This is a genomic window from Cypionkella sp. TWP1-2-1b2 (assembly GCF_049896245.1).
Taxonomy (GTDB): Bacteria; Pseudomonadota; Alphaproteobacteria; order Rhodobacterales; family Rhodobacteraceae; genus Cypionkella.
Genome location: NZ_JAFCTX010000013.1, coordinates 51,154 through 77,068 on the forward strand (window position 1 = coordinate 51,154; position 25,915 = coordinate 77,068).

General features: G+C 59.5%; 27 protein-coding genes and 4 pseudogenes. 9 read left to right on the top strand and 22 right to left on the bottom strand.

What is annotated here, in order from left to right; genetic code table 11:
- Positions 1-3 precede the first annotated feature (3 nt).
- Entirely contained in the window at positions 4-615 is a 612-nt protein-coding gene (gene plsY, locus ACP7AP_RS10635) for a glycerol-3-phosphate 1-O-acyltransferase PlsY (protein WP_426034182.1), read from the top strand.
- Between the two features lie 91 nt (positions 616-706).
- Here the strand turns inward: plsY and ACP7AP_RS10640 are convergent, their stop codons facing one another.
- The 3 genes from ACP7AP_RS10640 to ACP7AP_RS10650 form a co-directional block, all read right to left on the bottom strand.
- Entirely contained in the window at positions 707-2,050 is a 1,344-nt protein-coding gene (locus ACP7AP_RS10640; RefSeq protein WP_426034183.1) for a glutamate--cysteine ligase, read from the bottom strand.
- Positions 2,051-2,145: 95 nt separating this feature from the next.
- Positions 2,146-2,691, bottom strand: a complete 546-nt coding sequence (locus tag ACP7AP_RS10645; protein WP_426034184.1) for a hypothetical protein — start codon at positions 2,689-2,691, stop codon at positions 2,146-2,148.
- Complete coding sequence (locus ACP7AP_RS10650) at positions 2,688-3,413, bottom strand: 16S rRNA (uracil(1498)-N(3))-methyltransferase (protein ID WP_426034185.1); 726 nt, start codon at positions 3,411-3,413, stop codon at positions 2,688-2,690. The genes ACP7AP_RS10645 and ACP7AP_RS10650 overlap by 4 nt, the downstream gene beginning before the upstream one ends.
- A 12-nt stretch (positions 3,414-3,425) precedes the next feature.
- Between ACP7AP_RS10650 and ubiA the strand changes: the two genes are divergently transcribed.
- The 3 genes from ubiA to ACP7AP_RS10665 all read left to right on the top strand — a co-directional run bounded on the left by ubiA (position 3,426) and on the right by ACP7AP_RS10665 (position 6,839).
- Positions 3,426-4,385 (top strand): 4-hydroxybenzoate octaprenyltransferase, encoded by a 960-nt coding sequence (gene ubiA / locus ACP7AP_RS10655; RefSeq protein ID WP_426034186.1) that lies wholly within the window; start codon positions 3,426-3,428, stop codon positions 4,383-4,385.
- Positions 4,386-4,480: 95 nt separating this feature from the next.
- Positions 4,481-6,493, top strand: coding sequence for an OmpA family protein (locus ACP7AP_RS10660; protein WP_426034187.1), 2,013 nt, complete (start codon positions 4,481-4,483; stop codon positions 6,491-6,493).
- Positions 6,494-6,509: 16 nt separating this feature from the next.
- The gene (locus ACP7AP_RS10665; RefSeq protein ID WP_304924868.1) at positions 6,510-6,839 is read left to right on the top strand and encodes a hypothetical protein; all 330 of its coding nucleotides are present in this window, start codon (positions 6,510-6,512) and stop codon (positions 6,837-6,839) included.
- Between the two features lie 540 nt (positions 6,840-7,379).
- Here the strand turns inward: ACP7AP_RS10665 and ACP7AP_RS10670 are convergent.
- The 5 genes and pseudogenes from ACP7AP_RS10670 to ACP7AP_RS10690 all read right to left on the bottom strand — a co-directional run bounded on the left by ACP7AP_RS10670 (position 7,380) and on the right by ACP7AP_RS10690 (position 10,175).
- A complete protein-coding gene (locus tag ACP7AP_RS10670) occupies positions 7,380-7,670 on the bottom strand; it encodes a helix-turn-helix domain-containing protein (RefSeq protein WP_426034188.1) in 291 nt (96 codons plus the stop codon).
- 36 nt (positions 7,671-7,706) lie between these two features.
- Positions 7,707-8,093 (bottom strand): addiction module toxin RelE, encoded by a 387-nt coding sequence (locus tag ACP7AP_RS10675; protein WP_426034189.1) that lies wholly within the window; start codon positions 8,091-8,093, stop codon positions 7,707-7,709.
- Between the two features lie 55 nt (positions 8,094-8,148).
- Positions 8,149-8,253 (bottom strand): annotated as a pseudogene (locus ACP7AP_RS10680) (IS1595 family transposase); the annotation flags it as partial.
- A 684-nt stretch (positions 8,254-8,937) separates the two neighbouring features.
- The gene (locus ACP7AP_RS10685) at positions 8,938-9,609 is read right to left on the bottom strand and encodes a ferritin-like domain-containing protein (RefSeq protein WP_426034190.1); all 672 of its coding nucleotides are present in this window, start codon (positions 9,607-9,609) and stop codon (positions 8,938-8,940) included.
- 11 nt (positions 9,610-9,620) lie between these two features.
- A complete protein-coding gene (locus ACP7AP_RS10690; protein WP_426034191.1) occupies positions 9,621-10,175 on the bottom strand; it encodes a ferritin-like domain-containing protein in 555 nt (184 codons plus the stop codon).
- Between the two features lie 283 nt (positions 10,176-10,458).
- On the opposite strand from ACP7AP_RS10690, the pseudogene ACP7AP_RS10695 reads away from it, so the two are divergent.
- The 3 genes and pseudogenes from ACP7AP_RS10695 to ACP7AP_RS10705 form a co-directional block, all read left to right on the top strand.
- A pseudogene (locus tag ACP7AP_RS10695) lies at positions 10,459-10,773 on the top strand (transposase); the annotation flags it as partial.
- 254 nt (positions 10,774-11,027) lie between these two features.
- The gene (locus ACP7AP_RS10700; RefSeq protein WP_426034192.1) at positions 11,028-14,555 is read left to right on the top strand and encodes a PAS domain S-box protein; all 3,528 of its coding nucleotides are present in this window, start codon (positions 11,028-11,030) and stop codon (positions 14,553-14,555) included.
- Positions 14,537-15,484 (top strand): HWE histidine kinase domain-containing protein, encoded by a 948-nt coding sequence (locus ACP7AP_RS10705; protein ID WP_426034242.1) that lies wholly within the window; start codon positions 14,537-14,539, stop codon positions 15,482-15,484. Before ACP7AP_RS10700 ends, ACP7AP_RS10705 begins: the two co-directional genes overlap by 19 nt.
- 16 nt (positions 15,485-15,500) lie before the next feature.
- Here the strand turns inward: ACP7AP_RS10705 and ACP7AP_RS10710 are convergent, their stop codons facing one another.
- Together ACP7AP_RS10710 and ACP7AP_RS10715 are read right to left on the bottom strand one after the other, a co-directional pair.
- Positions 15,501-15,692 carry a hypothetical protein gene (locus ACP7AP_RS10710; protein WP_426034193.1) on the bottom strand — a complete coding sequence of 64 codons (192 nt, stop codon included), beginning with the start codon at positions 15,690-15,692 and terminating at the stop codon, positions 15,501-15,503.
- Between the two features lie 4 nt (positions 15,693-15,696).
- Complete coding sequence (locus ACP7AP_RS10715) at positions 15,697-16,938, bottom strand: flavodoxin family protein (RefSeq protein ID WP_426034194.1); 1,242 nt, start codon at positions 16,936-16,938, stop codon at positions 15,697-15,699.
- A gap of 189 nt (positions 16,939-17,127) precedes the next feature.
- Here ACP7AP_RS10715 and ACP7AP_RS10720 point away from each other — a divergent pair, with 189 nt between their 5' ends.
- Positions 17,128-17,904, top strand: a complete 777-nt coding sequence (locus ACP7AP_RS10720; RefSeq protein WP_426034243.1) for an alpha/beta fold hydrolase — start codon at positions 17,128-17,130, stop codon at positions 17,902-17,904.
- A 423-nt stretch (positions 17,905-18,327) separates the two neighbouring features.
- On the opposite strand, the gene ACP7AP_RS10725 is transcribed toward ACP7AP_RS10720, so the two are convergent.
- The 9 genes and pseudogenes from ACP7AP_RS10725 to ACP7AP_RS10765 all read right to left on the bottom strand — a co-directional run bounded on the left by ACP7AP_RS10725 (position 18,328) and on the right by ACP7AP_RS10765 (position 22,991).
- Entirely contained in the window at positions 18,328-18,495 is a 168-nt protein-coding gene (locus ACP7AP_RS10725) for a hypothetical protein (RefSeq protein WP_426034195.1), read from the bottom strand.
- Between the two features lie 13 nt (positions 18,496-18,508).
- Positions 18,509-19,162 carry a TIGR02594 family protein gene (locus tag ACP7AP_RS10730; protein ID WP_426034196.1) on the bottom strand — a complete coding sequence of 218 codons (654 nt, stop codon included), beginning with the start codon at positions 19,160-19,162 and terminating at the stop codon, positions 18,509-18,511.
- A gap of 91 nt (positions 19,163-19,253) precedes the next feature.
- Positions 19,254-19,589, bottom strand: coding sequence for a hypothetical protein (locus ACP7AP_RS10735; protein WP_426034197.1), 336 nt, complete (start codon positions 19,587-19,589; stop codon positions 19,254-19,256).
- A gap of 49 nt (positions 19,590-19,638) precedes the next feature.
- Positions 19,639-20,619 carry a hypothetical protein gene (locus ACP7AP_RS10740; protein ID WP_426034198.1) on the bottom strand — a complete coding sequence of 327 codons (981 nt, stop codon included), beginning with the start codon at positions 20,617-20,619 and terminating at the stop codon, positions 19,639-19,641.
- A complete protein-coding gene (locus tag ACP7AP_RS10745) occupies positions 20,612-20,842 on the bottom strand; it encodes a DUF7697 family protein (protein WP_426034199.1) in 231 nt (76 codons plus the stop codon). The genes ACP7AP_RS10740 and ACP7AP_RS10745 overlap by 8 nt, the downstream gene beginning before the upstream one ends.
- The gene (locus ACP7AP_RS10750; protein WP_426034200.1) at positions 20,839-21,276 is read right to left on the bottom strand and encodes a hypothetical protein; all 438 of its coding nucleotides are present in this window, start codon (positions 21,274-21,276) and stop codon (positions 20,839-20,841) included. Before ACP7AP_RS10750 ends, ACP7AP_RS10745 begins: the two co-directional genes overlap by 4 nt.
- Positions 21,273-21,989: pseudogene (locus tag ACP7AP_RS10755) on the bottom strand (phage tail tube protein); the annotation flags it as partial. The gene ACP7AP_RS10750 and the pseudogene ACP7AP_RS10755, both read right to left, overlap by 4 nt.
- 18 nt (positions 21,990-22,007) lie before the next feature.
- Positions 22,008-22,544, bottom strand: a pseudogene (locus ACP7AP_RS10760) (phage tail tube protein); the annotation flags it as partial.
- Between the two features lie 24 nt (positions 22,545-22,568).
- On the bottom strand, positions 22,569-22,991 hold the full coding sequence (locus ACP7AP_RS10765) for an acyl-CoA transferase (RefSeq protein WP_426034201.1): 423 nt from the start codon (positions 22,989-22,991) through the stop codon (positions 22,569-22,571).
- Between the two features lie 79 nt (positions 22,992-23,070).
- Between ACP7AP_RS10765 and ACP7AP_RS10770 the strand changes: the two genes are divergently transcribed.
- Positions 23,071-23,877: a sulfite exporter TauE/SafE family protein gene (locus ACP7AP_RS10770; RefSeq protein ID WP_426034202.1), complete on the top strand. Its 807-nt coding sequence runs from the start codon at positions 23,071-23,073 to the stop codon at positions 23,875-23,877.
- Positions 23,878-23,884: 7 nt separating this feature from the next.
- On the opposite strand, the gene ACP7AP_RS10775 is transcribed toward ACP7AP_RS10770, so the two are convergent.
- From ACP7AP_RS10775 to ACP7AP_RS10785, 3 genes are read right to left on the bottom strand one after another with little or no spacing between them, the layout of a single operon-like run.
- Positions 23,885-24,520, bottom strand: a complete 636-nt coding sequence (locus ACP7AP_RS10775; RefSeq protein WP_426034203.1) for a DUF6441 family protein — start codon at positions 24,518-24,520, stop codon at positions 23,885-23,887.
- A complete protein-coding gene (locus ACP7AP_RS10780; protein WP_426034204.1) occupies positions 24,517-24,831 on the bottom strand; it encodes a head-tail joining protein in 315 nt (104 codons plus the stop codon). The genes ACP7AP_RS10775 and ACP7AP_RS10780 overlap by 4 nt, the downstream gene beginning before the upstream one ends.
- 13 nt (positions 24,832-24,844) lie before the next feature.
- Complete coding sequence (locus tag ACP7AP_RS10785) at positions 24,845-25,867, bottom strand: major capsid protein (protein WP_426034205.1); 1,023 nt, start codon at positions 25,865-25,867, stop codon at positions 24,845-24,847.
- Positions 25,868-25,915: the final 48 nt, after the last annotated feature.

Genomic DNA, 25,915 nt, shown 5'->3' on the forward strand with positions numbered 1-25,915 from the left:
GACATGCCAGAGATTGTTTCTTCACCGCTGTTTCTGGGTCTGGTGGCCGTGCTGGCTTACCTGTTGGGATCTGTGCCGTTTGGCGTGGTGATCACGCGGGCGCTGGGGCTAGGGGATTTGCGTTCTATCGGGTCGGGCAACATTGGCGCGACCAATGTGCTGCGGACCGGGAATAAGGCGGCGGCGCTGGCGACCTTGCTGCTGGATGCGGCGAAGGGTGCGGTGGCGGTGCTGATCGCGCGCTATGCGGTGGGCGAGGATGCAGCACAACTGGCGGGGTTTTCGGCGTTTTTGGGTCATTTGTTCCCGGTGTGGCTGGGGTTCAAGGGCGGCAAGGGGGTGGCAACATTCCTTGGCACGCTGCTGGCTTTGGCTTGGCCCGTGGGGCTGGCGGCCTGTGCGACTTGGGCGGTGGCGGCGGCTGTGTGGCGGATATCTTCGCTGGCGGCACTGGTGGCGGCGGCTTTGTCGGGGCTGTGGCTGTTCATGTTCGATCAGGGGCATATGCTGGCGCTGGTGTTCGTGCTGACCGTGCTGATCTACGTCAAACACTGGCCGAACTTGCAGCGCCTGAAGGCGGGAACCGAACCGAAGATCGGGGCGAAGAAGGCTTAAGGGATTTGCTCTTTTTTGAAATACTCCCGCCGGAGGCTTCTGGCATGTATGCAGCTAGCCTCCGGCGGGAGTATTTAGGCCAAGATGAAAGCTATAGGCTGCTCGCCTCATAGATCGGCGTCAGGTCTTTACCCCATGCGCCGTTATACAGATTCAGCCAGCGGTCGGCTTGGGTTTTTTCGGTGGCGAGGCTTTGCACCAGAGGGGCGAGGTAGCGCTGCTCATCAAGGCCGCGGGCGGCGAGGCCCGCGTGCGACAGGCCGACGGAGGCGCGGGCTAGGTCCAGCAGTTTGATGCCGCCCGCTTCGGCTTGCAGGGCGCTGACAGAGGCGTTGACGCGCAGGGCTTCGCGGGTCTCGGCATCGAAACCTTTCACCAGATCCCATGCGGCGTCCAAGGCGGCATCATCATACATCAGGCCGACCCAGAACGCGGGCAGGGCGTCAATATGGGCTTGATCGCCGCAATCGGCCCCGCGCATTTCGATGTATTTCTTCACGCGGGCTTCGGGAAATACGGTGGTCATATGGTCGGCCCAGTCGGACAGGGTGGGCTTTTCACCGGGCATTGCGGGCAGTTCGCCTTTCAGGAAGGCGCGGAAAGATTGGCCCAAGGCGTTGATGTATTTACCGTCGCGATAGACAAAATACATCGGCGCGTCCAAGACCCATTCGACATATTGCTGAAAGCCAAAGCCTTGATCGAAAGCGAAGGGCAGCATGCCAGTGCGGGCGTTGTCGAGGCCGCGCCAGATGCGGCTGCGCCATGATTTATGGGCGTTTGGCTTGCCGTCGAAGAAGGGCGAGGAGGCGAACAGGGCGGTGGCGACGGGTTGCAGGGCCAAGGCGACGCGGAGTTTTTTGACCATATCGGCCTCAGACGCGTAGTCGAGGTTCACCTGCACGGTGCAGGTGCGATACATCATCTGGGTGCCATGGGTGCCGACGCGCCCCATGTAATCGGTCATCAGGCGGTAGCGGCCTTTCGGCATCACGGGCATGGTTTGCGCCGACCATTCGGGGGCAGCACCCAGCCCCATGAATTTGATGCCCAAGGGATCAGCGATGGCGCGGACTTCATCGAGGTGGTTTTGCAACTCCGCCGCGCCTTGGTGCAGGTTTTCCAAAGGCGCGCCAGAAAGTTCGAACTGGCCGCCGGGTTCCAGGCTGATATTGGCCCCGGCGCGGGTCATGCCGATGATGTTGTCGGCCTCGGACACCGGAGCCCAGCCAAAGCTTTGCAGGCCCGCGAACAAGGCCGAGATCGAACGGTCGCCTGCATAGGGCAGCGGCGTGCGGCTGTCGGTCAGCCAGCCGAATTTCTCGTGCTCGGTGCCGATGCGCCAATCGGCTTTCGGTTTGCTGCCAGAGTCCATCATCTCCGCAAGTTGCGAAAAGTCTTCGATTGGGCCGCCGCCGGACTGTGGAATCGACATGGGGCAGGGCCCTTTCGCGTTGGAAATTTCAGGATGCAACAGGTGGAGCGGAGCCGTGCCTAAGTCAAGAGAGGCTGCGCAGGGCTACAGCTGCTTCACGATCCGGGCAACACGCCGCGACCGGGGCGATACCAGATGGTTTTTGTCTCGGCGGCGAGGGAGAGCGTGGTGCTGCCGGTGCTGGGTTTGGCCTCTAGGGCGGCGACAAGGGCGAGGGTGTTCATGCCGGGCAGGCTGGCGAAGGCATCAAACAGTTTGTCGGCTCCGGTGGCGTCAACGGGGATCAGCAGGGCTTGGCCGTCCGCTTGTTTGAGCCGCCAGACGCGGCGGCCCCGGAGCGATAGCAGGCGCAATTCGGTCAGTTCGGGGATCGAGACATAGCCGCCGGTTTGCGGGCCGAGATAGCCGATCTGGCCCTCATCGACTTCGACAATGCCGGGGGCTTCGACGGTTTGGGCGAAGCGCAGGCGGCGCAGCGCGAGGAGGACCCAAGCGACACCAAACGCGCCGATGCCGGTGCCGACGGGGGTGAGCAGGTAGCCACCGAGCAGAATCAGCCAGAGGCCGAAGCCGAGGATGGCAGCGGCCCAGATCACCTCGGAGAAGCGGTGCAGCATAGCTAGGAATTCGGGACGAATCATGCCCAATCGCCTAGTGCCGCTTGCCACAGGGTTAAGGCTGCGACGGCGGCGGTGTCGGCGCGCAGGATGCGGGGGCCGAGGGCGGTGGGGTGGATCTGCGGCAGGGCGCGCAGGCGGTGTTGTTCATCTGCCGAGAAGCCGCCTTCGGGGCCGATCAGGATTGCCCATTTCTCGCCGCGGGGGCCGCTTAGGGCGGGGGCTTGGCCGAGCATCGCCTCGTCGCACCACAGCAGTTTGCGGTCGGGGGGCAGGGCGGTGAGGAATTTATCGAGGGAGGTCAGGTCGCTGACTTCAGGGACGTATGTGGCCCCGCATTGCTCGGCGGCCTCAAGCGCATGGGCTTGCAGGCGGTCTTGCCGGATACGCTCGGCATTGGTGTGGCGGGTTTGCACCGGGATGATGCGGGCTGCCCCAAGTTCGGTGGCTTTTTCGACAATGAAATCGGTGCGGGCTTTTTTGATTGGCGCGAAGGCAAGCCAAAGGTCGGGCGGCAGGCGGAGGGGGGCGGTCTGCGTGGTGCAGATCAGGATGCCACCGCGTTTGCCAGCCTCGGCCACTTCGGCGCGCCATTCGCCATCGCGGCCATTGAACAGGGCCACGGGCGCACCTTTTGCAAGGCGCATCACGTTGAACAAATAGTGGGCCTGATCGGAGTTGACGGCCACGGCTTGCCCATGCGCCAAAGCCTGATCTACATAGAGGCGGATTTTTGCATCTGTCATGCCGGGGAATCTATGTCTGAGTTTGCGGAAATGCCAGAGGTGGCGGTGGCGGATGCGCCGAAAGACAACTGGGTGGATCGGTTTGCGCCGCAGGTGACGCGGCCTTATCTGCGGTTGAGCCGTGCGGATCGCCCGATTGGAACGTGGCTTTTGCTGATCCCGTGCTGGTGGGCGATTGCGCTGGCGGGGCTGTCAGACGGGTTCCGGTTGTGGGATTTGTGGCTGGCGGTGTCTTGTGCGCTGGGCGCGTTTCTGATGCGCGGGGCGGGGTGTACTTGGAACGACATTGCGGATCGGGAGATTGACGCCAGCGTGGCGCGGACGCGCAGCAGACCTTTGCCGTCGGGGGCGGTGACGGTGACGGGCGCGCTGGTGTGGATGGCGGTGCAGGCGGCATTGGCTGCGGTTATTCTGTTCAGCTACAACTGGTTGGCGATTGGGTTGGGCGTGGCGTCACTGGCGCTGGTGCTGATCTATCCGTTTGCTAAGCGGTTCACTTGGTGGCCGCAGGCGTTTCTGGGGTTGGCGTTTAACTGGGGCGCGGTGCTGATGTATGCGGCGCATGCGGGTGAGGTGCGGTTGCCTGCGATGCTGCTGTATGGTGCGGGAATCGCTTGGACGCTGTTTTATGACACGATTTATGCCCATCAGGACCGCGAGGATGATGCGCTGATCGGGGTGAAATCGACGGCGCGGCTGTTTGGTGACAACTCGCGGGTCTGGCTGCGCGGGTTTATGGCGGTGGCTGTGGTTTTGATGGCGAGCGCGGTGATCAGCGTGCCGATTCCCCCCGGCAAAGTGCTGGCGCTGATCCTCGCCTTGGCAGGGGTCTGGGGCTTTGGCTGGCATATGGCTTGGCAACTGCACAGGCTGAATATCGACGATCCGGCGCAATGTCGGCGATTGTTTCTATCCAACCGCGATGCTGGCCTCGTTCCTGCGCTGTTTCTTGCCGTTGCGGTGTTCCTTTGATTGATCCGGGAAGACGCGCGCTTTATGCAGGCCGGGACCGGGCGGTTTGCTGTGCTCTGGTGGCCTTTCTGACAGACCGAGTTGAATAACCCGTGGTGACATTGCCCAATTTCAGTCTTGCCCAGCTTCCCACGAGGTTTCTTGCCCCCTGCGCTTTTGTCGCGGCGGGGGTGGTTTCTGTGCTGGTGGCTTGGGGGGCGGCTGTGCTGGTTGAGAATATTTCAACCCGTGCGGTGAAATCCATGCTGCTGACCGAGGGCATCACCTTTGCCAGCGTCGCGCCGGATGGCTTGCAAATTCACCTCAGCGGCACGGCCCCGAATGAGGCCATGCGGTACAAGGTGGTCAATCTGGTTGGCGGGCTGATCGATTCGTCGCGAATCCGCGATCGGCTTGAGGTGACGCCAGTCAAAGCGATTGAGGCGCCCCGGTTTTCGGTGGAAATGCTGCGCAATGATGATGGCATTCAGATGATTGGTTTGCTGCCGGAAAGCGATACGTTGCAAGGGGTTAAAGATACAGCCCAGGCGCTTTCCCCGGATATTCCGCTGTCAGACATGCTAGAGACGGCGGCTTACCCTGCGCCAGAAGGCTGGGACGCGGCGCTGACCTATGGGTTGAACGCGCTGAGCATGTTGCCGCGATCCAAAATATCAGTGGCGGCCGATCAGGTGGCAATCACTGCGATTGCAGGATCAGAGGCTGAAAAGCGCAGTTTTGAGCAGCAGTTGAACAGTGCCAAGCCAGCGGGGCTGGCGGTGACGATTGAAATCTCTGCGCCGCGTCCGGTGCTGACCCCGTTTACGCTGCGGTTTGTGAAGGATGCCGAGGGCGCGCGGTTTGATGCCTGCTCGGCGGATACCGAAGGCGCGCGGGCGAAGATTTTGGCGGCGGCGGGGGTTGCGGGTGCTGTGGGGCGTAACAGTTGCACCATCGGGCTGGGCGTGCCGACGCCGCGCTGGGCCGATGCCACCATCGCCGGGATCAAAGCGGTGGCACAGTTGCAAAGTGCCACACTGACCTTCGCGGATGCAGATGTCACCCTGCTGGCGGGCGCAGACGTGCCGCAAGCGGATTTTGACCGCGTGGTGGGCGAACTGGGTGCCGCACTGCCGGATGTGTTCTCGCTGAAAGCCACGCTGGAGAAGAAAGCGGCTGGCGGGGTTGTTGGCCCCGCGGAGTTCACTGCCAAGCTTGCGCCCGAGACGCATCGGTTGGAAATGCGTGGTCGCCTGACTGATGAGGTGCTGCGCAAGGCCGTGGACAGCTTTGCCAAGGCCGAGTTTGGCGCAAACACTTATCTTGCGACCCGGATGGACCCCGATTTGCCCACCGGCTGGCCTGTGCGGGTTCTGGCGGGGTTGCAGGCGTTGGGCGAGCTGGACAACGGCACGCTGCTGGTGCGGGCGGATACGGTGGAGCTGAAGGGCATCACCGGATCGCAATCCGCCAAGGTGCGGATCTCGCAGATTTTGTCCGAGAAGCTGGGACAGGGTCAGACCTTTAAGGTTGATGTGAAATATGACAAGGCGCTGGACCCGTTGGCCGGGATTCCAACGCCAGAGGAATGTGCGCAGGACGTTGACGATGTGGTGGCGCGGCAGAAGATCACCTTCACGCCGGGGTCAGCCGAGATTGACGCCGCGGCGAGCGGTGTGATGAAGGCGCTGGCGGATGTGCTGAAATCCTGTCCCGGCGTGAAGCTGGAGGTGGCGGGTTATACCGATGCCCAAGGCTCGGATGGGGGCAACCTTGCGTTGTCGCAGGCGAGGGCGGAAACCGTGGTGCTGGCCTTGCAGGGGCGGCAGATTGATGTCTCTGGTATGGTGGCGCGCGGCTATGGCGAGGCTGATCCCTTGGCGGACAATGGCTCGGATGCCGGGCGTGAGGCCAATCGGCGCATTGAATTTCGGTTGATTGGGGCTCCAAAGCCTGCTTCACCTGATGCAGGCAAGGCGGCGGCGACGGCGGCGCAGGGCTCGGATGCGGCACAAGCTGCTGCCAAGGCCGTGTCGGAGGGGCCGGATTTCTCGGGCGATACCAGCCCCTCGGTGGCACCTGAGGAAAAAACCATCGCGCCGAAGCCACGGCCGAAGAAGTCAGAATGATGTTGGGGACGCAGTTATGAACCGCACCGAATTTATCGCGGCCACTGCCGTCATCCTGCTGCTGGCCTTCGCGGCGGGCTGGTTCACCTATTGGCTGCTGCACCGCTTTACCCGCGTGGCCGGCGGCGATATGGCGGAAATGGACCGGATGGCGCAATCTTTGCACGAGGCCGAGGAGATGCGGGATCAGGCGATTGTTTATCTCGAAAGCCGTGAGGGCGAGTTGATGAACCAGATCGCCCAGACCGAAGCCGAACTGCGCGCCGCGATGGAGGGGTTGCGTGATGCGCGGCACGAGGCGGAAGAAATGCGCGCTTATATCGAGCGGATGCACGCGAACAGCTAGGCGAAGACGATTTTTGAGAAAAATCAGGGGCATTCTGCCCCTCGGCCTGCGGCCTCACCCCTGAGGATATTTGCGGCCTTATGTAGCAAACGCACCAACAAAAGTGAATCCCTTGCCCGCCTGATCAGCTAACTTGGTCGCATGTTAGACAAGACCATCAACAATGCCCTGCTGAGACTTCGCGCCCAGATCGTCCGAGATGGGTTGGAAGGTCTGCAGCATGTGGAGGCCATGCTTGTGCTTCGTGGCATAGACCCCACATCGCACTATGTACGGCGTAAGATCCCACTAGATAGCTGCAAGCAGCGCGAGTTGAAAATAATCGTACTAGATGCGCTCAGATCAGGGCCAAAGACGGCGCGGGAGATTGCGCAAGCGCTTATGCAGCGCAAGCCAGAGATTGCACCAGACAGAGCGAAAATCCGCGTTCATAGGGCTATCTACAAGATGCGGGATGGGGGTGTCTTGGTCGACAATGCAGGCGTTTGGAGGCTGGCCCAGTGAAGGGCCAGCCAAATTATTGTCGCTATTACTTTTTAACTACGCGATAGCCAAAGCGCGCTGGACCGCCATCGGGTCATTCATAATAACCCGAAGTAAAACACGAGAAGGCCCGTCTGGCTGACGACGCCCTTGCTCCCAACCACGAAGGGTTCCTAAGCTAAACCCAAAACGAATTGCGAACTCCTCTTGAGATAGCCGCAGACTCTCACGAATAGCGCGAACATCAACGCGGTGAACCGAAACATTGTGTTCCACTACGCCGCCAGCAAAACCCTTCGCGTGGTCAATCGCCTCGCTCAGGCCGTATATGATCTTGCTACCAGACATGTTTATCTCCCGACACCTCTTCAACGCCTATGTTTTTCATCCTACTTGGCGGGCAATTACTTGCACCCTTTTTGCTGCGTAGACATCGACCAACTCTTCAACCAGTTTCCTCATCATTTGCTTCTCTCCAGCCGTTATGCTGAGCTTTTCATTCTTCTTGTAGACTGCCAAAATATAGATCGGCATGTTGAGATCCCGAAAGTAATACAGAATTCTCAACCCGCCGCGCTTCCCTTGTCTTCCGTATGACCAACGACACTTCCTAACGCCGTTGGTAGCCACAATTATGTCACCAGCTGTCGGGTTAAGTGCCAGCCAGTCAATCATTCTGTCCTTCTCGTCTTCGGTTAGAACGCTATCCAATTCTCGGCGAACATGTGTCAACTCCGCGATGGTTATTGGGTAGTTGTCCGGGTCGAACATGGTCGCTCCTGCTTTCTTAACCGAAACTCATTACTAAGTCATTGACGCACGTCTGTCAAGCTACCTTCTGCCAGTAACCCTTCCAATCGCGGCTGACAGGGCAACCCATCGCATTCTGCACAAGACCGAAGGCCAGCGCGCCGTTGTCCTTGCGGCGGTTGCCATATGCGACATCAAGTTGCCTGGTGTTGACGCTACGTTACGGCGGACTTTGGCCTTAATGCTTCGCGTGGTAGTCGATTGTTTCGAGCGATCTAAGCTCCGCTTACATCAACGCCACATCAACCCGCGAATGCATGTTTCGAGCCAAGTTTGCTGCCCAACGTCGCTGAGAATCACTCAATGCAAGTGTGGAAATTGCGCAAAATCAAAGGCTTATCGTGTAAGTCATTGAATAGACGAGGTTATCGTGAACGCTGCGATTTAGGCTCATAACCTGAAGGTCACAGGTTCAAATCCTGTCCCCGCAACCAAATCTACGTTATATATCAAACGCTTAAAACCAGACTTAAATAGTCGGGTTTTAGCTTGCGCAAAACACCTCAACGCCACCTCAACGTTTGACGAGTCCCCCCACAAAAGGCGGGGGCGTTTTCAATTTGACGTGGCGACTTGCTAAATTTCGTTCGACCGTGATCAGAATTTGTGGTTTCAGGGCTTTCAATGCCGCACCTCAGTGCGTCGGATTTTGGCCAGAATTTGCATCTTTGCAAAGATTGCGCTGCAAAATCGTCCCCGAGCGCAAGATGCACAAAACCAGACCTTTTCCAAAACAGCGATATAACCGAACCAGCAAAAAGCTGGCCCTGTCTGAAAACAGACAAGGCCTATTTTACGATATCAGTTAGGCGGCAACCAAGAATGGTGTTGCCGCTTCCAAGACCATTTCTTTGGTCATTGGTTCATCAAACGCTGCATCCCAAGGCTTCATGTCCAGAATTTGGCGCACGCGAGCAGCATGGCGCGCCTCGACCGAATGGATTTGCAGGGCGGCTGTCAGGATGGCATCATTTCCAATCAAATTTCCTGCCTGACCCTTATAGGCCGCAACACCAAGATCCTCGAATGTCTTGGACAAAGTGGCAAAAGTCGCAAAGTTTGAGAACACGTCAGCGTATTTGCCTGCTGCCGTGAAATCATACTCCCCACGTTTTACAGCGGCCGATCCGAGCGCCGTTTCCAGAAATGCCACATGCTGAGCCTCATGAAGCCCAATTTGCTGGAACGTGGCTTCGTGTTCCTTGGGAATTAGCCCGGCATTGTCAAAAGCAGTACGGTAGAACGTGTCTTCCAAATGCTCCAAAGTTAGAGCAAAATTGAGCACGTCTACGATTTCCATCGGCAGGTCCTGGCCAAACGCCTCGCGCGAAGCAACGGCAAGGATCAGGGGTGCACTAGCCATCACCCCAATCGTGGATGCAGGAAATTTGAGGAACGCTCGACGTGACGGTTCCAAACGTGCAAGGATTTCGGGATCGACGGTGGCAAGAATCTGCGTTTGCGGTTCAGGTGTCATGATTTCGTTCCTTAAAGGTTCGTGGCCGTGACTTCCGTCACGATGAAGGGATCGGCCAAGGCCAGCACTTCGGCAGGGGCGCGCACCACATCAAGGCCGTTTTCGTTCACCACGTCAGGCCCGGCGAACGCCACGCTGTCGGGTGAAACCAGATTGCGGATTGCTGCTGAATGGCGCGCCTCGACTGACACGATCCGTCCTGCCGCCAGCAGGTATTCAGGGTTGGTTAGCAGTTGCCCAGCCCCGTTATAGGCGGATACGCCGATGTCCTCGAAGGTTTGCGCTGTTGTCAGCACGGATGTTCGGTCGCCGAAATCAACTGCCGAAAAGTCCACCTCAAGATCGGGAATCGCGTCGGCGGCCAAAGCGGTTTTCAGGAAATCGCGATGCGCAATTTCGTGGTCGCGGATGTCGGTCAAAAGGACCGTTTCTGCCTCGGTGATGTCAGCATACGGTGTTTCAATTACCTTGAAGTAGAACGCCGCCTCAAGCTGTTCTAGCGCATAGGCATAGTTCAAAATACCGATGTCACCTGCACCAAGATCGGCCGCAAAGGCGGGCGTCATGCCAAAACCCGGCAAGCGCAGGCCGCCAAATGCTGCGACGCCAACAAGCGCCCCGGTTGCCGACCATTTCAACATCGTTCGACGTGTACGGGATTTCGGCACGGTACCTGCGTGATTCTGCGCGTCCATTGGCGTTTCCTTTTGCTAAAGTTGCTTGTTGTTTTTAAACGTGAAACCCCACAAATGGTTCCAGAGACAACTGTGAAGTCGCAGACGTTGGAGGGTCAGGGACCATTGATCTTGCCTTGGCGGCATGATTCGCGCTTCGCAAGTAGACTGAATCATAAGCAACCTCTTCTGGCTAACGGACACACAGATGGCCCTTCCGGGTCCGTTCTTTTCCAAGAGCCATGGCAAACTGCGCGTGAATCACCGGCGGGTGCTGAGTGGCATTATCTTAATCCATCACAATGGCTTGCGATGGTGTGATACGCCCACGAAACATAATTCCTAGAAGACCTTTTACAACCGTTGGAAGCGACAGGGCGACAACGGCATCTTCGCTCGGAAGGTGGAAAGTCTGGCCTCCGAGGCTGCCAACCCGAAGACAATGATGATCGATGCAACCTATTTGAAAACGCATCGCACGGCGACCAGCCCATTGCACCAAGCTGAACGGACTTGGCAACTTTTCAAAATCGTGGTCTATGTCTGCTGCGTTCGTGGGACCAACCCTCGAAGATGTGCCATGCTGAGCAAGGCGAGGTGCTATCACAAAGGCCTTGAGCGATCTGAGAAATTTCTAAGTCTAATGGTGTTGTGCGCTTTATCGTGCATTACCAGAGTATGTCGGTGGTAAGCATAGCGCTACCGACGACTGCCACGGGTAGTAATCGACGGAGTTTTATCGGCATGCAACAGCCAGCAGATATCTTTGAGGAAAACGAGCGGCTTCGTGTCCGGTTGCAGCAATCGGAAGACGTTGTGCGTGCCTTTCGAGGTGGTGATGTCGGTGCCTCGGTGGATCAACCTGCCGACTTTGAAGCCTACCGGCTGTGCAATGAAATGCTGGCGCAGTTTGCGGACGCGGTCATTTCCGTCGATGAGAGCGACCGCATCACCTATCTGAACGCTGCCGCCGAGCGACTTTATGGCATTTCTGCTTCGGATGCGCTGGGGCGTCCGCAGGCAGACGTTTTCTCCACGCCATGGGTCAAAAGCGACGACGAGGCAGCTGCCGCGACCGCCCTGCGCGAGCATGGTGAATGGTGCAGCGAAAATGTTCATTTGGGGCATGACGGACGTGAGCTGAGCGTCGAGTGTAGGATCACGCCGCTTAAGGACAACAATAGGCTGCCAAACGGCAGGATGGCCGTAATCCGCGACGTGTCCAAACGCAAGCAGCACGATAAGCGCGTTCTGGTTTCAGAGATCCGATATCGGCGTCTTTTCGAGGCAGCCCATGATGGGGTTCTCATCGTTGATCCCGAGACGCGTAAGATCGTCGACGCCAACCCGTTCATGATTCAGCTGCTCGGGTACCCGCTTGCCGAGCTCGTCGACATGGAAATTTTTGAGCTCGGTTTCCTCGGTGACGCGCGGGCCGCCAAGGAAATGTTTCAGACCCTGAAGGCCACGGGACAAGTGCGCTATGAGAACCTGCCGTTGCAAACCGAGGACGGCGCACCCCGGTCCGTCGAGGTGGTGGCAAATCTTTACGACGAGGATGGACACAATGTCATCAAGTTCAACGTCCGCGATATAACGGAGCGGAAGCAGGCCGAAACGGAGTTGCGCGAGCGGCAGAACTTTCTAAATCGCATATTAGAGGTGTTGCCCGGAGTCCTGTACATTTTCGATCTGGATGAAAACCGTGTCGTTTTTGTCAATAACACACCGGCGCTGACCTTCGGCACCGAGGAAATTGTGGGCATGGGCGCCGACCTGATGCCAAACCTGATGCATCCCGGCGATCAAAAAGGTTTCGGGGAACACACTTCCCGCATACGGTCTCTCAGTCCCGGCGCAACGGCCACATTCGAATACCGGATGAGAGACAAAGCGAACGATTGGCGCTGGTACGTGAGTACCGACACTGTCATGTTGCGCGATGAAAGCGGTGGTGCGCGCCAATTTATCGGGATCGCGCTCGAAATTACTGACCGCAAGCGTGTGGACTTCGCACTGCAAGAGAGCGAAGCCAAGTATCGCACTTTGTTCGAGAAAATGCAGGAGGGCTTCAGCGTCCTCGAGCGGGTTGATGGTGATCCTGTAGATTACCGTTTTCTAGCCGCCAACCCAGCGTATGAACGTCATACCGGGTTGAGCAATCCGGTCGGCAAGACTATACGCGAGATTGTGCCTTCCGTCGAAGAGTCGGCCCTCGAATCTTACCGCAACGTCGAGGAAACCGGTCTTTCCCAGATCGTCGTGACCCATGTTCCGGAGATCGACCTCTGGTTTGAGGTCGAGGCCTCGTCCGCTGGGCGACCCGGCCAGGTCGCAGTGCTGTTCAGGGATATAAGCGAGCGCAAGCGTGCCGAGTTGGTTCTGCGCGAGAACGAGGAGCGGCAGGCGTTCCTGCTGCAGCTCAGCGACGCCTTGCGGCTGCTCGCCGATCCGGACGAAATTCAGTTCACTGCGACGCGACTGCTGGGCGAGCTATTGCGCGTCACCCGCGTCTTCTATTTCATCGTCGAGCCCGACGGAGAAAGCTTCGAAGTGCGACGCGACTATGTGAATGGGGTCCCCAGCGTCGCGGGACGGTTCTCGATCTCGCAGTTTGACTCCCACCTTGCTGAAAACTGGCGCAGCGGACGCACGGTTCATTCGCAGGACGTGCACGCGCAGGACTTGCCATTGGATCGGCGATATTCGCCGGAGCAAGTGGCGGCGTTTGATGCGACCCAAGCGCGCGCCTGGCTCGGCGTTCCGCTGGTTAAGGCAGACCGCCTCATCGCCGTCATGGGCATCAGCCATGCCGAGCCCCGAGCTTGGACTAAGTCGGAAATCAGGCTTGCCGAAGACGTGGCCGAACGCACTTGGGCGGCTGTCGTGCGCGCGCAGGCCGAGGCGGCCCTGCGCGAAAGCGAGCAGCGGCTGCGCACCCTGTTCGATAACATGGCGGAAGGTTTCGCGCTTTTCGACATCGTGCGCGGGCCCGCCGGGCAGATCACCGACTTGCTTTATCGCGAAGCGAATAAGGCCTTGGAACACCAGACGGGCTTTGATCGCGCGACAACCATCGGACGAACACTTAAGGAAATTCTTACGCCCTCGGATGCAGCGCGCTTCATTCCCCTTCTTGCTCGAGCCGTCGATCCGGGAGAGCCCGGAACCATCGAAGAATATGCCGAAATCGCCGACCGCTGGTTCGAGGTCAGCGCTTACCGGCATGGCCCTGAAAAGGTTGCAGCATTCTACAGGGATATCAGCGAGCGCAAGCGCGCCGAAATCGCGCTGCGCGAAAGCGAGGCGCGGCAGGCATTCCTTTTAAGGTTCAGCGATGCACTTCGGGCAGAGCCGAGCGCCGAGGCCCTGACCGACCGGGCGCTGCAGATGCTCTTCGATGAGATGCGGCTGGATCGCTGCTACGTCGGGATTTACCGGCTTGCGGAGGACTTTGCCGAGTTCCCCCATCAGGTGCAAGACGACCGTCTGCCCCCATTGCCCGCCCGAGTGCGTCTGTCTGATTTTCCTAAGGCACTTCAGGTTGCGTCGGATCGGACGCTAGTGATCGACAACGTCGGGAAGATGGAGGGCCTTTCGGACAGCGAGCAGGCCAGTTTCGCTGGCCTCGGCATAGGTGCGTTGATCACGGCGACCCTGCGCAAAGGCGAGAACAACCCGCTTTGGGCGATCGTCTCCGTCTCGGCCTCCCCTCGGATCTGGACACTGGGCGAAGTCTCGCTTGTCGAAGAAGTCGCCGAGCGAACTTGGGCGGCGGTGAAACGTGCACGCGCCAAAGATCGGCTGCAAATTGCACATGACACGTTCCGCAATCTGATAAACCGGTCCCCGTTTGGCACATACATCGTCGATGCCGATTTCCATTTGATCCAGATTAGCGATGGCGGCAAGAAGGCATTTGCCAACGTGCGACCCCTGATTGGGCGCGACTTCGCCGAGGTGGTGCGCGCCGTCTGGCCGGATCCGTTTTCCAGCGAGGTCATCGCGCGCTTTCGCCATACGCTGGCGACGGGAGAGTCCTATAAAGGGGAAACCAACGAGCGCCGTGCCGACACCGAAGTCACCGAGGCTTACGACTGGAAAATCGAGCGTATCATCCTGCTGGATGGCCGCCCCGGCGTCGTATGTCATTTCTACGATTACTCTGAAAAACAGCAACAGCAGGATCGCATCAAGCTGCTGATGGGCGAGGTCAATCACCGCTCGAAGAACTGCTCGGTCTCATCCAAGCGATTGCAAAGCAGACAGTAAAAACGCAGCCAGAGGATTTCCTCGAGATCTTTGGCCAGCGGGTGCGGGCGCTCTCCGCCAGTCAGGATTTGCTCGTCATGGGCGAATGGAAGGCTGTGCCGCTCGGCGAGCTTATCCGATCCCAACTCGCCCATTTCGGTGATGAGCATGACAGCCGTATCACGATCGACGGCCCGATGGTAAAGATCACCGCCTCGGCATCCCAATCACTCGGCATGGCATTGCACGAGCTTGCCACTAACGCCGCAAAATTCGGAGCGCTGTCGAACGCGTCCGGTCGCGTGGTGATCAAATGGAGCTTGCAATCTGACGTCACCGGTCAGGAACTGTTCGCAATGTCCTGGATCGAAAGCGGGGGGCCGCCAGTCGCCAAACCAGCGCGCCGCGGCTTTGGCTCAACCGTGATCGACGGCATGCTCAAGATGAGTCTCGGCTGCGACGCCCTGGTCGATTTCGCATCGACCGGTCTCGTCTGGCGTATCGGCTGTCCGGCGGCGGCGGGCCTGATCGAAAGTGACATTCCACCAGCTCCGCGGATGAACGGCACTGCGGCTGGTCAAGAACCCGCGCCGGTATCTGGCCGCCGCATACTTGTCGTGGAGGACGAGCCCCTGATTGCCATGGATTTTAGCCAGACTCTGTCGGAGGCTGGCTATGTCGTGATCGGACCCGCGAACTCGGTCGCCCGGGCACTTGCATTGCTTGCGCAATTCGGTTGCGACGCCGCCATGCTGGATGTCAATCTTGGCGCGGAAACTTCCGAAGCAATCGCGCGCGAACTGATCAGGCTCGGTAAGCCTTTCGTGGCCACATCCGGATATTCGCGCGAGCAAATGCCCGGCATCATGCAGACAGCGCCGCTGCTGGGAAAGCCGGTAAGTTCAGAAATGCTGATCGCTGAAGTTGAGCGCTGCCTAGGCAAGCTATAGTGAGGGAACACTTATTTTAGGTAAAGGTTTTAGGAGGTTCTGACCAAGATTTTGATCTGCGACGATTAAATGCGCTGGCGCGCGCAATTAAATGGCCATTCGCTGCGCTAAACACCACAAAAACTAAAGCGTAGGCCTGTATCCAGCCCTGCTGCGTAAGCACAAGTTGGCGCATGATAAGCACCGTCTGCTTGTCGATGAGGCTCAAATACTCATTTTTGGCGAGGTTCCGACAGATTTGCGCCTGGTTCCGGGCAACCGCCGCCACGTCTCTGCACAACGGCAGCGCCGATACTGCGGGCGGCGTTGCGAACTTCGTCCTGCATGGCCTGATCTTGATCGAGTGCCAGATGGTTGGTGGCGTAAGGTTCCCAATAGCCGATGTAACGGTCAACCTCAGAATTGCCGCCAGCCGGAACCAACTTCATGAATTTCAGCCAATCAGAAAGCGAGCGGCGGACATTTTCCACCCCTGCCACATCGCCGTGTACGATGACCGAAAACGCCCTGCCAGCCAGATGGCGGGGATAATCCCAACCGCCAAGTTCCAGTTTTTTAGCAAGGGCTGCATCCTTGCCGTCTGTCAGGGTCGGGTCCGGATTCCCGCCATCAGCGCAAACCAGCCTGTCCATCATCAACTTGACGGGCGACGAAACCTGATACCAGTTCACCGGGCTCACGATCATCACGCCATGCGCCGCGACCCAAAGCGGATAAATCTCGGCCATCCAGTCCTGCGCCTGGCCCATCGCGTGGTTGGGATAGCACGAACAGGGCCAATGGCAAAGCGGGGCCGCCGTGGAAAAGCAGGCCTTGCACGGATGGATTTGCCGCCCATATTCGGAACTGAGTTTTGACAGATCAAGCACGTCAACCGAGATCGAAAATTCTGTCTCAAGCACATCGCGGGCTATTTCCACCATGCGGAAGCTTTTGGACATTTCGCCGGGGCAACTGTGATCGCTGCGCGAAGATCCGTTCACAAGCAGAATGCGTGGTGGCAACGATCCGTCTTCATACTGTTTTTGTGCCTGAGCAATCGCGCCGCTCGTGGCGTGCCATTCAACTGAAAGATCATAGTCGGCGTTCGCAAACCCGATCCCTGCCTTTTCCGTAATCGGACTTTTCCGGGATTGATTGTAATTTTCCCAAGCCACGTTGCTTATCTTGTCGAGTTCTGATCGCAGGCTGTCAAATGCCGGATCGAAAAATTGCTCCATGTAGCGTTGGGTAAATTCTTCATTTGAAAGTTTGGTAGCCGGCATCCCCTTGCGAGGTTCTGGCGCACTGGGCACATTTGCGGCAATTTTCAAGGGTTTGTTCCAACTTTGCTGGCAAGGCGGAAAAGCTTTGTCGATATGAAACGATCCGTATCGCAGCTGGTTCCAAGCATTCGCGCATGTTTGCTTTCCTTCAGCGCTGCGCGTCGATGAGGACCTGCTGAGCGGATGCATTTCAGCCACCAAATGTGGCTTGGCAACTGCAAGGCATTTAGGAAGCCGGGGGATGTGCACAAGGAACCACAGGTCGCCCCGCACGTTCACAGGCTAACCTGCGCTTTGCAGCCAAAACGTAGAGGGCAGCCTGAACCATAGATTGCTGCACTTCAATTGAAACGGAGAAGCCATGCAATGCTGAATTTCATGCGACAAGGATCAGGCCCGCCACTTCTGCTTGTGCACGGTCTTGGCGGGACATGGCGATCCTGGATGACAATCCTGCCAGCACTTTCTGAGGCGCGGGAAGTCTTGGCCCTGGACCTGCCGGGGCATGGTGAAACAGCAGCGGTCGCCAGCAGCGGGACTTTCCGGGGGCTTGCCGACAGCGTCGAGGCCTTCATTGGCGACCAAGGCCTTGAAGGCATCGACATTGTAGGAAGTTCTCTCGGGGCTAGAATTGTGCTCGAACTGGCGCGCCGCGGGAAAGTGGGTGCGACAATCGCTCTTGATCCCGGCGGCTTCTGGCGAGGGTGGGAGAGAACATACTTCCGCACCACGCTTTCTGCATCAATCCAGCTTGTTCGCGGCCTGGCGCCTGCACTGCCTACCCTTTCCAAGTATGCCGTGACGCGCAGCATGCTCCTTGCACAGCTTTCCGCACGTCCATGGAAGCTTGACGGACAAATTGTGGCGACCGAGTTGGGCAGTTTTGCCACGACAAAGACCTTCGATGCACTTGTGCGCGACCTTGCCACTGCGCCAGAGCAGCAGGGACCCGCCGCAGAAACGTCCAAACCCGTCGTCATAGGATGGGGCCGCCAAGACCGGCTGTGTCTACCGCGCCAAGCCGCGCGGGCAATGGCGGCATTTCCGTCTGCCAGACTGCACTGGTTCGAAAAATGCGGCCATTTTCCAATGTGGGATCAGCCGGAAGAAACCGCTCAACTTATCCTCGACGCAACGGGCAAGATGCGTGATTAGGCTTCGTCGCTGTGGATCAGATACTTCACATGCGGTAAAATGAAATCGCCTTCGTGAGACGTTGTTAGACGCGACAACAGAGCGAAACGTGAGCCTAACCTTTCGCCCTCCAACGAGGGCACAACGCTACGCTTGCTCACAAACTCAGCGCTAGTTTTCCGGGTACAATTGCCCACTTTTCCATGCGTAACAGGCAGTCAAACCCCGTGCCATCATTTGTAAGAAGTAAATCGCCAATGCTCCTAAAACTATGTAAAACGGGCCGGGCTTACTCGCACGGTCGAGGCGTGAGGCTTCTAAAATTTGACGCCCGGCCCGTCATTTACTCAACAAACGCGCACTGAAACAGCGCCAGGATGCGCCAGACTCCGTCGTTTGTTAGTCGGTTTTCCCTTCTTCCTTTGAGACATGAAATCGAGATGATTACCGCCCGCGTTTGTCAGCAACGGACCAAATTATTGATCCGATGGTGAGAAGCGCCCCGATCAACGGTTCAATGTCGGATGCCTGGACGTAGCCTTTGGCAACCAGCGCGGTGCCCGCGATGGTCAGGATTTGGCGGATCAGCGCCAAGATTGCAGGTTTCAGCATGGTGTTCTCCTGATCAAATTTCATTTGTGGTGGTGAGGAATTCGCCCGACTTCATGGTCGGCAATCGCTGTAGGCGGGGCGGGTAGGTTGCGGGCCAGCGCGCGCCGAGCAGGCGAGATTTGGCGATGCCCGCGATGGTGACGGCGTCGGATTGGTTGCCACCCAACACCAAGAAATGCGTGTCGTCCTGGCCGATTGCAAAGCCGACATGGCCGCCAGAGCCGCGCTCAAAAATTAGGACCGCGCCAGTGACGGGTTTGGTGTCCAGCCCGAACAGCAGCCAGTTGCGTGCCCAGTAGGGATTGGTGCCCAGCGCGCCGAGCAGCGGTTCATCGGGCAGGGCTATCCGAATACAGGTTTCCACGAAATCGCCACACCACGGGTTCTTGGAGGGGTCGCCGAGACTGCGCCCGTCGCGTTTCAGCCAATCCATCAGCCAAGTCCGGTCGCGCGCTTCATTGCGGCCCAGCGCGGTTTTCGCCTCAGTGATCCACGGCAAGGGACCCTGCGGTGCAAGAGAGGCCGGGCGACCGGTGGCCGCGATCAGTTGGCGCAATGCACAGGCGGTTCGGACACCCCAGCGGCCGTCGATGGTGCCTGGGGAATGGCCAAGTTTGTCCAGCACGCTCTGGATCAGGCGGATGGCGTCATCGGAGTCAGCGTTCATGGGATTGCTCTTTCTGCCCGCCTGCGGGCAACAAAAAACCCGCCGTGCGGGCGGGTCGGGGTGGTTTGGGTGATGGTCGGAGGTGGCCAGTTCAAGGGCGCTGCGCCAGTTCCCGCAGCAAAGCGTTGGTTTCGCGGGCCTGTTGCTTCAGCTCGTTGATCGACAGAGACAGCGCATCAAAGCGCGTGTCCTGCCTTGTGGCGCTGTTTTCCAGTGCCCGGACGCGGGCCTCAAGCTGCGCGGAATTCGCCCGCTCGGCCACGATCATTTCGCGGGTTTCGGTCAGGGCGGAGGTGAGGCGGTCGGCAGCTCCTTGCAGCGAGGCCAAAGTCCCGCCGCCCCACCAGATCAGACCGGCGACCGAGACCAGCATGGTCCAGGCCAGCGCCTTGTTGATGGTAATGCCGCGTTCGTTTTGTTCGATCATGGTTCCTGCCACTTCTGTTAATACTGCCGTGATTTTCGCGCTCAAACCGTCACGCCGCGCGCAGCCAGATGGCGCTGCCCGGGCCAACGTTGGTCTCAGACGATAGATATCCCCAGGTCCCGGGTGCGGCGGTGGCGTAAGCCAATGTCCGACGCAGCACCTTGCGGGCCGTGGTGACCGGCGCGCCGCCGTTGAGATCAGGCGTGGCGGTCGAGGCCCATGCCGACAAGATCGCCGTGGATGAATGCCGGATGCCAATCCAATAGGTGATCCCGCAGCGCAGGGTCTGGGCGACCGTGGCCTCCTTCAGGCCCACCGTCGAGAAGTCGAGATCACCCGTTTCCAACATGAGGGATGCCGGGCGCCCAGTTGCGTCGGAGGTGTAGAGGACAATCTTGCCCAGCGCGGCCGCGATCAAAGTGGTGACGTTCACCGACAGCCGGTCGACGGTGATGTCGTCGCGCGGGATGAAGGGGAAAAGATCGATCCGACCTGCTGCCCCGGCCAGAACTCCGGTTGCGGCACCACCTGCGCCGCTGGTGGTCAGGGCATAATCGCCTGCCGTAGGAACAATCCAGGGCACGTCCTGATCGGCCAGAATGCGGGTGACACCCCCAAGCCGCGCGCGCAGCTGTCCGGTGGTGGAATTGTGCCAGAGCCAGCCATCGGCAGGGGAGCCCGGGTCGGCGGCGAGACCGGTCAGCGCCACCCCGACCGGAAACCGCACCCGTCCGGTGTTGCGATCCGCGACCAGTGCATCGAAAAAGCTGCTGCCATTCGGGCTGACCTTCAGGGTGAAATCATCGCTGGCAAGGGTGCCAAACAGTGCCCGCACCGAGAAACCGGTCTTGAAGCTGAAGGAGGCATCGTTGGCGGCGGTGTTCTTGTTCAGCCTGGCATTGGCAATCTCGGCTTCCTTGGACATTCGGCCAAAGCCCTTGACCCCGGCGTCACCGACACCTTCCAGCTCGGCACGCACCTGTTTGCCGCCGACCGCCGCGAGGCGGACGGAAACGCGCTTTTCAGCCATCAGTCTCTCCGATCTTCTCATTAATGCGGCGGACCATGACCGCCTCCAGTTCCGGAAGCAGTTCTGCCACCACCATGGGATTCAGGCCCAGCGCATGTGCGAGAGCAAAAGCCGACCCCATGTCCCAGCCGAGCACCGCTTTACCCGCCACCCGCATCTGAGCGCCAAGACGGCCGACCAAATCCCAGACCTGCCAGCCGTCGAGGGTGAGCGGTTTATTCAAGTGCGCGGGGCAGTCCGGGCACGCGCCTTCGCAGGCCTCACAGTAGCTGTCGCCCCCGCTGAAGTGCCAGTCAGCGAGGGCGCAGAGCCGTTTTTTTCCGCGTCCAGCAGCACGCCGCGGCTGACGTAGAGAAGATTGAAAGCCTCGAAGATCGGCCAGAGCGACAGAAGGGCGTCGATGCCTTCAGGGGTCACAGCCAGCAAGTTGCCGTCCGCATCACCCACGTCAACCCAATTGACGATTGCACGCCGGGCAAGGGCTGCGGCAAACACTGCCGCCCGAGTGTCGTTGCTGGCATCGGCGGCCAGATCCTGCACGGCGTTGTCGGACCGGGTAGCCACCATCAGCGCAGTGGTCAGTGGCAGAAGATGCAGCCGCACGCCGTGGCCGAGATCGAGCCATTGCGGCTCGGGCGAAAGATTGATCCGGATCATGGGTACCCTGCCATCGTGTTGACCAGCACCACGGTGCACATCCGCGCTGGGCTGGTGGCCAGTGCGGCTTGCCAATCAAACGACGCCTGGACGCCTTTCGGGCCTTTGATCTCGATGCGCGGGCGCGGCAGATAGACCGCATGGGCGGTGAGAGTCAGGCTCTCGCCGCTGCCCAGCGCATAGCTGAACTCCAACGCCGCCGCCGTGCCGTTGATGGCTTGGGTCAATAGCGTCGTGTCGGCAAAGCGCACATCGATCTTGCCCGTCAAGGCCGCGATGGTCGGGTCCGCACCGTCGATCTTGGCATCTGAGCGGATGGTCTCGATCCGGTCGAGATTGTTGGCATAGGTGAGATCGGCTGAGACGATATTGCCCAGCGCCACCCCATCGCGCTTGATCGCCCCGTTGAAATGGCCGAACCGCTTCAGGGCAATCGCGGCGGGTGTGCCTGCAACTGTGGCCGCCGCGATGGTCTCGCCTTGCGCCACCAGCATGGCTTTAGCACCGAGAAGGCCAGACCGCTCCATTTGCCACGACAGGGAATCCAGCACGCAGCCGGAATACATCGCAAAGCGCGGCACTTCGGGCATGCCCACCTCGATGGACATGCTGGGCAGGGTCCAACTGCCCGACAGGAACGTGTGCGAATTCAAGCCGCCAGTGAGGGTTGCCGCTGACACCGTGCCGTTGGTGGCGGGCGCAATCGACGCCGCCAGCGTGAAGGTGTTCCCGGTGCTGCCGAGGACATCGAACGCGATGTTCAGTGCGGTCGCCGTGCCGATATAGGTCGCAAGTGCCACCCCGGAGACGACGCTGGCGTTCAGCACCACGGCCAGTGCGGTCAAGGTCGCCGCCAGGTTGGCGCCGATATTGACCTGGTTGCCGACAGCGCCAGAGGCCACGAAGGAAAACACCGTGCCGTTGATCGTCAGCGTGCTGTTGACGGTGGGTTGGACCGAGAAGGTGATCGAACCAGTTGCGGCCACCGTGCCTGCCGTGGTGGGTGCGCCAAATGCTGCCTTCAGCCAGAAGCCGAACCCGACTGCATCAATCGGCACCTCTACGTCGCCGTCGGTGGTGATCGCATCCAGCAAGGGCGCGCGGGGATCGCGGCCATAGCCCAGCAGTTCCGACGGCAGCAGTGGCTGCTCGGCCGCCAATGAGCTGGTGATGAAGGGCATCTGGGTAAAACCGGACCCCGGCGGGGTGCCGTAGACCGTCTCGAACGCAAGCGCCATCTGCGCCCGCGCTCCTTGTGCGCGTGCCATGTCAGTGTCCTTTTATGAGGGAAATCAGATCAGTGGGTCGGTGGTGGCGTAACACAGCACGACGGTGATCGCGGCAGCTTTCAGCGCAGCAGCCCCTTCAATGGGCAGATCGACCGGCTCAGGCGCTTCCGCCTCGACCCAATCGCATAGCCCGCCCAGCGTCCGATCAGTCGCGAGTGCCGCGCCAATATCCGATGTCAGCGCATCAAACAGGGCATCGCGCTCGACGCCCGCTTGGATCACCACTTCCAGCTCGGCCCGGTGCTCGTAGAAGTATGTCAGTGGCGAAAGTGTCACCTCCGGCTCGCCCGGCTTGCCGTCGCGCAGGATGATCAGGCCAGTTGATGGAATGCGCTCGGGCAGCACATCACCGCGCAGCACTGGGGCGGCAAGGGACTGCAACCGCGCATGCAGGGCGGCAACGACTAGTTCGCGTTTGCTAGGCATGATTGGCTGGACCTTTTGGGGGGCGTCAAAAACGCGTTCTGGCTGGCATTTGCGAAGTGTTCAGTCGTACATATCTGCGATGACCAAGATCGACCCCGCCCCGATTCAACGAAGCCTTCCAGCCGCCTTTGGCGGTGGAGCAATCATTGGCTGCCTTGGGGGCATGATCGGTCTTGGTGGCGCGGAGTTCAGACTGCCGCTCCTGATCGGCATGTTCAGGTTCGCGGCCCTTGAAGCAGTGATCCTGAACAAGGCAATGAGCCTTGTCGTGGTGGCCACCGCGTTGCCATTCCGAGCCGGGACCGTCCCTTTCAGTGAAGTCGCTGCCCATTGGCCCATCATCTTGAACCTTTTAGCAGGAAGTTTGGTTGGTGCCTGGTTTGGTGCCGGGTGGGCCACTCGGCTGAAATCTGAAACACTTTACAAGGTGCTCTCCGTCTTGTTGGTCATGATCGCTTTCGTCTTGTTGTTCGGCCACGACGCGACCTCGACGGGCAGTCTGCTTTCGGGAACGTCGCAGATGATCGCCGGGGTTTTTGCGGGCTTCGGGATTGGAGTTGTTGCGTCGCTAACGGGCGTCGCCGGAGGCGAGTTGCTGATCCCGACGCTGGTCCTGTTGTTCGGTGCCGATATCAAGTTGGCCGGGTCGCTCTCGCTGGCGGTCAGCCTTCCAACAATGCTGGTTGCCTTTGCGCGCTACAGCCGGGACCAGAGCTTCGCCGTGTTGGGCAAAAATCGGACCTTTCTGTTTACGATGGCGGCTGGGTCCGTTCTCGGTACCTTTATCGGGGGAAGACTGCTTGGAATTGTCCCCAGCACGATTTTGTTGCCTGCGCTGGCCGCAATACTGCTGATTTCCTCCGTGAAGGTCTGGCGACACAAATAGGCCAAAGTTATCGCAGTTTGTCGTCGACCCAATTGCGCACGATGCTGCCCGGAATCGCGGCCAGTGCCCGTTCGGCATCCCTTGCCAGCTCCAGCCGTTTCGGCAGTTTGACCTGCCGCACCAGCAGGAAGATCGGTGCTGTCACCTGACCGCGTCCGGTTTTCGACTTGGAGACTGCCGCCTGACCGCGCGTGTTCAGCCGCACTGCATCGGCAACCAGCAGGCTCGGACCCCGGCTGCGGTAGACAAAGCGTAGGCGCAGGCCGGTCTTTTGCTCCCACATGCCCGGAGTGATGCGTTTGCCACCCATCGCCTTGCCAGCGGCGGGCAGCGGGATTGCCAGCCAGAAGCCGTTGCCCGAGCGGATCAGCGGCCCAGTGTCATGTGCCCCGATGATCACCGGTGCGTTTGACCAGACGAGGGCTGCAGCGTCGAGGCTGTTGCGGCCCTTGGGATAGGTTTGCGACCGGATCGTGTTGGCCAGCCGCTGGCCGAGGCCCGCGCCTGTGATCTGCGCCCGCCAGGCCGATTTGAGGCTGGCGCCCGCTTGGGTCATGGTGGTTGAGACCGCCTTTTGCCCCGCCGCCACCTCGGCCCGCATCAGGACCACGAGGTCGGGGCTGAAGCTGATGTTCAGTTTCATGGCTTCCTCGTGTTCAGCGTCCAGATCAGGCGTTCGCGATCGGCTTTGGGTTCGCCCTGAACCAGAAAATCCTCTGCGCCGATCCGGATCAGATCACCCGGCGCTGGGGTGGGCATGTCGGCGACGCGCACATCCAACTGCGTGGTTTCCGACAATATCCGCCCAGCGCTGAAGGGCGTAATCTCGTCGGGCGATTTCCGGATGACCCGGACGGCAACCCCCGGGCCTGTCGCGCCCACAAACCAAAGGGCGTCCACCGCCATGTTGGCATCGGCGAAGATCACATTCATGGCGGTGGCGAAGGCGTTCATGTCACTGCCCCGATCAGTTGGAACTGAAGAGGCGGATCGCGGTGCGCGGCCGCTTGTTGACCGGCAGGATCGAGGCTTCGGTCAGAATGTTAATCCATCGATCCTTGTCGTCCATCAGCTGTCGGGCATAAAGCGGAAGGCCGATGGTGTTGGCCAGGCTGATCTGGTTGGCCGGGCCGCCGTAGGTGGTGAAGGTGTCGATGGTGCCAATCGGGAACGCGATGCCCTCGCCTGCCGGGATCAGCCGTTCTGCCACGCCGGTCGAGAGGGTGACTGTCCCACGATATTCTTCGAACAGGATCCCCGCGAAGGGGAAAGACCGCCGAACGTCCTGGCGCAAGGGCTGCGCGCCCGTGGCGGAGTAGAACTTGTAGGCCTCCTGCGTCAGCGAATGGTCGATCAGCTTGTCGAAAAACTCTGGGCTTACCAGCGCGTAGACACTGATCATCGACTCGCCCAAGAGGTTGTCTTCCACCGCCCGGATCGCATCGCGGACCTTGGCCTGCACGATGGTGGTGGCGGTGCCGAGCAGGAAATCGACTGAGATTTGCGCGAGGCCAAATTCGGTGAAGTAGTTGTAAAGCGTGGTCCCTGCGCCGTCTTTCACGATACCGCGCAACGCGTTCATCTCCATATATTCGCGGGTCTGCGCATGTTTCCTCCGCATCAGGGTCAGCTTGCGCATCATCACCGTGGCCAGCTGCTCATTCTCGCTGCCACCAAAGGCGGGCACGCCTTGGATATCTGAGGCGAGGATCACATCGTCATGCGGGATCCACGGCAGACCAAATGACCGCATCGAGCGACCTTGCCGCGTGGCGACAGTGGCCGGTGCGCCCAAGGGGACCGATGGCAGGACGTTCAGGGCCCCATCGAACTGCTCGATGATCACCGACCGCTGGGTGATGCCTTCGAAGCTGAAGAGGCCGATCTCGCCCAGACGGGTGTAAAGGTTGGGCAGGATATTGATGGCTTGGGTCATTTCGGCAAGCGAATAGCCGCCCGCATCGAACGGGTTGCGAATGATGGCGTTCATGGTTTTCTCCGGGGGTTTTGGGGTGAGATCGGGCGCTGCGACGGGCAA

Coding starts and splice junctions, on each gene's coding strand:
- plsY (WP_426034182.1), top strand. CDS start 4: ATGCCAGAGATTGTTTCTTCACCGCTGTTTCTGGGTCTGGTGGCCGTG.
- ACP7AP_RS10640 (WP_426034183.1), bottom strand. CDS start 2,050: ATGTCGATTCCACAGTCCGGCGGCGGCCCAATCGAAGACTTTTCGCAA.
- ACP7AP_RS10645 (WP_426034184.1), bottom strand. CDS start 2,691: ATGATTCGTCCCGAATTCCTAGCTATGCTGCACCGCTTCTCCGAGGTG.
- ACP7AP_RS10650 (WP_426034185.1), bottom strand. CDS start 3,413: ATGACAGATGCAAAAATCCGCCTCTATGTAGATCAGGCTTTGGCGCAT.
- ubiA (WP_426034186.1), top strand. CDS start 3,426: ATGTCTGAGTTTGCGGAAATGCCAGAGGTGGCGGTGGCGGATGCGCCG.
- ACP7AP_RS10665 (WP_304924868.1), top strand. CDS start 6,510: ATGAACCGCACCGAATTTATCGCGGCCACTGCCGTCATCCTGCTGCTG.
- ACP7AP_RS10670 (WP_426034188.1), bottom strand. CDS start 7,670: ATGTCTGGTAGCAAGATCATATACGGCCTGAGCGAGGCGATTGACCAC.
- ACP7AP_RS10675 (WP_426034189.1), bottom strand. CDS start 8,093: ATGTTCGACCCGGACAACTACCCAATAACCATCGCGGAGTTGACACAT.
- ACP7AP_RS10685 (WP_426034190.1), bottom strand. CDS start 9,609: ATGACACCTGAACCGCAAACGCAGATTCTTGCCACCGTCGATCCCGAA.
- ACP7AP_RS10690 (WP_426034191.1), bottom strand. CDS start 10,175: ATGACGCCCGCCTTTGCGGCCGATCTTGGTGCAGGTGACATCGGTATT.
- ACP7AP_RS10700 (WP_426034192.1), top strand. CDS start 11,028: ATGCAACAGCCAGCAGATATCTTTGAGGAAAACGAGCGGCTTCGTGTC.
- ACP7AP_RS10715 (WP_426034194.1), bottom strand. CDS start 16,938: ATGCATCCGCTCAGCAGGTCCTCATCGACGCGCAGCGCTGAAGGAAAG.
- ACP7AP_RS10720 (WP_426034243.1), top strand. CDS start 17,128: ATGCGACAAGGATCAGGCCCGCCACTTCTGCTTGTGCACGGTCTTGGC.
- ACP7AP_RS10725 (WP_426034195.1), bottom strand. CDS start 18,495: ATGCTGAAACCTGCAATCTTGGCGCTGATCCGCCAAATCCTGACCATC.
- ACP7AP_RS10730 (WP_426034196.1), bottom strand. CDS start 19,162: ATGAACGCTGACTCCGATGACGCCATCCGCCTGATCCAGAGCGTGCTG.
- ACP7AP_RS10735 (WP_426034197.1), bottom strand. CDS start 19,589: ATGATCGAACAAAACGAACGCGGCATTACCATCAACAAGGCGCTGGCC.
- ACP7AP_RS10740 (WP_426034198.1), bottom strand. CDS start 20,619: ATGGCTGAAAAGCGCGTTTCCGTCCGCCTCGCGGCGGTCGGCGGCAAA.
- ACP7AP_RS10750 (WP_426034200.1), bottom strand. CDS start 21,276: ATGATCCGGATCAATCTTTCGCCCGAGCCGCAATGGCTCGATCTCGGC.
- ACP7AP_RS10765 (WP_426034201.1), bottom strand. CDS start 22,991: ATGCCTAGCAAACGCGAACTAGTCGTTGCCGCCCTGCATGCGCGGTTG.
- ACP7AP_RS10770 (WP_426034202.1), top strand. CDS start 23,071: ATGACCAAGATCGACCCCGCCCCGATTCAACGAAGCCTTCCAGCCGCC.
- ACP7AP_RS10775 (WP_426034203.1), bottom strand. CDS start 24,520: ATGAAACTGAACATCAGCTTCAGCCCCGACCTCGTGGTCCTGATGCGG.
- ACP7AP_RS10780 (WP_426034204.1), bottom strand. CDS start 24,831: ATGAACGCCTTCGCCACCGCCATGAATGTGATCTTCGCCGATGCCAAC.
- ACP7AP_RS10785 (WP_426034205.1), bottom strand. CDS start 25,867: ATGAACGCCATCATTCGCAACCCGTTCGATGCGGGCGGCTATTCGCTT.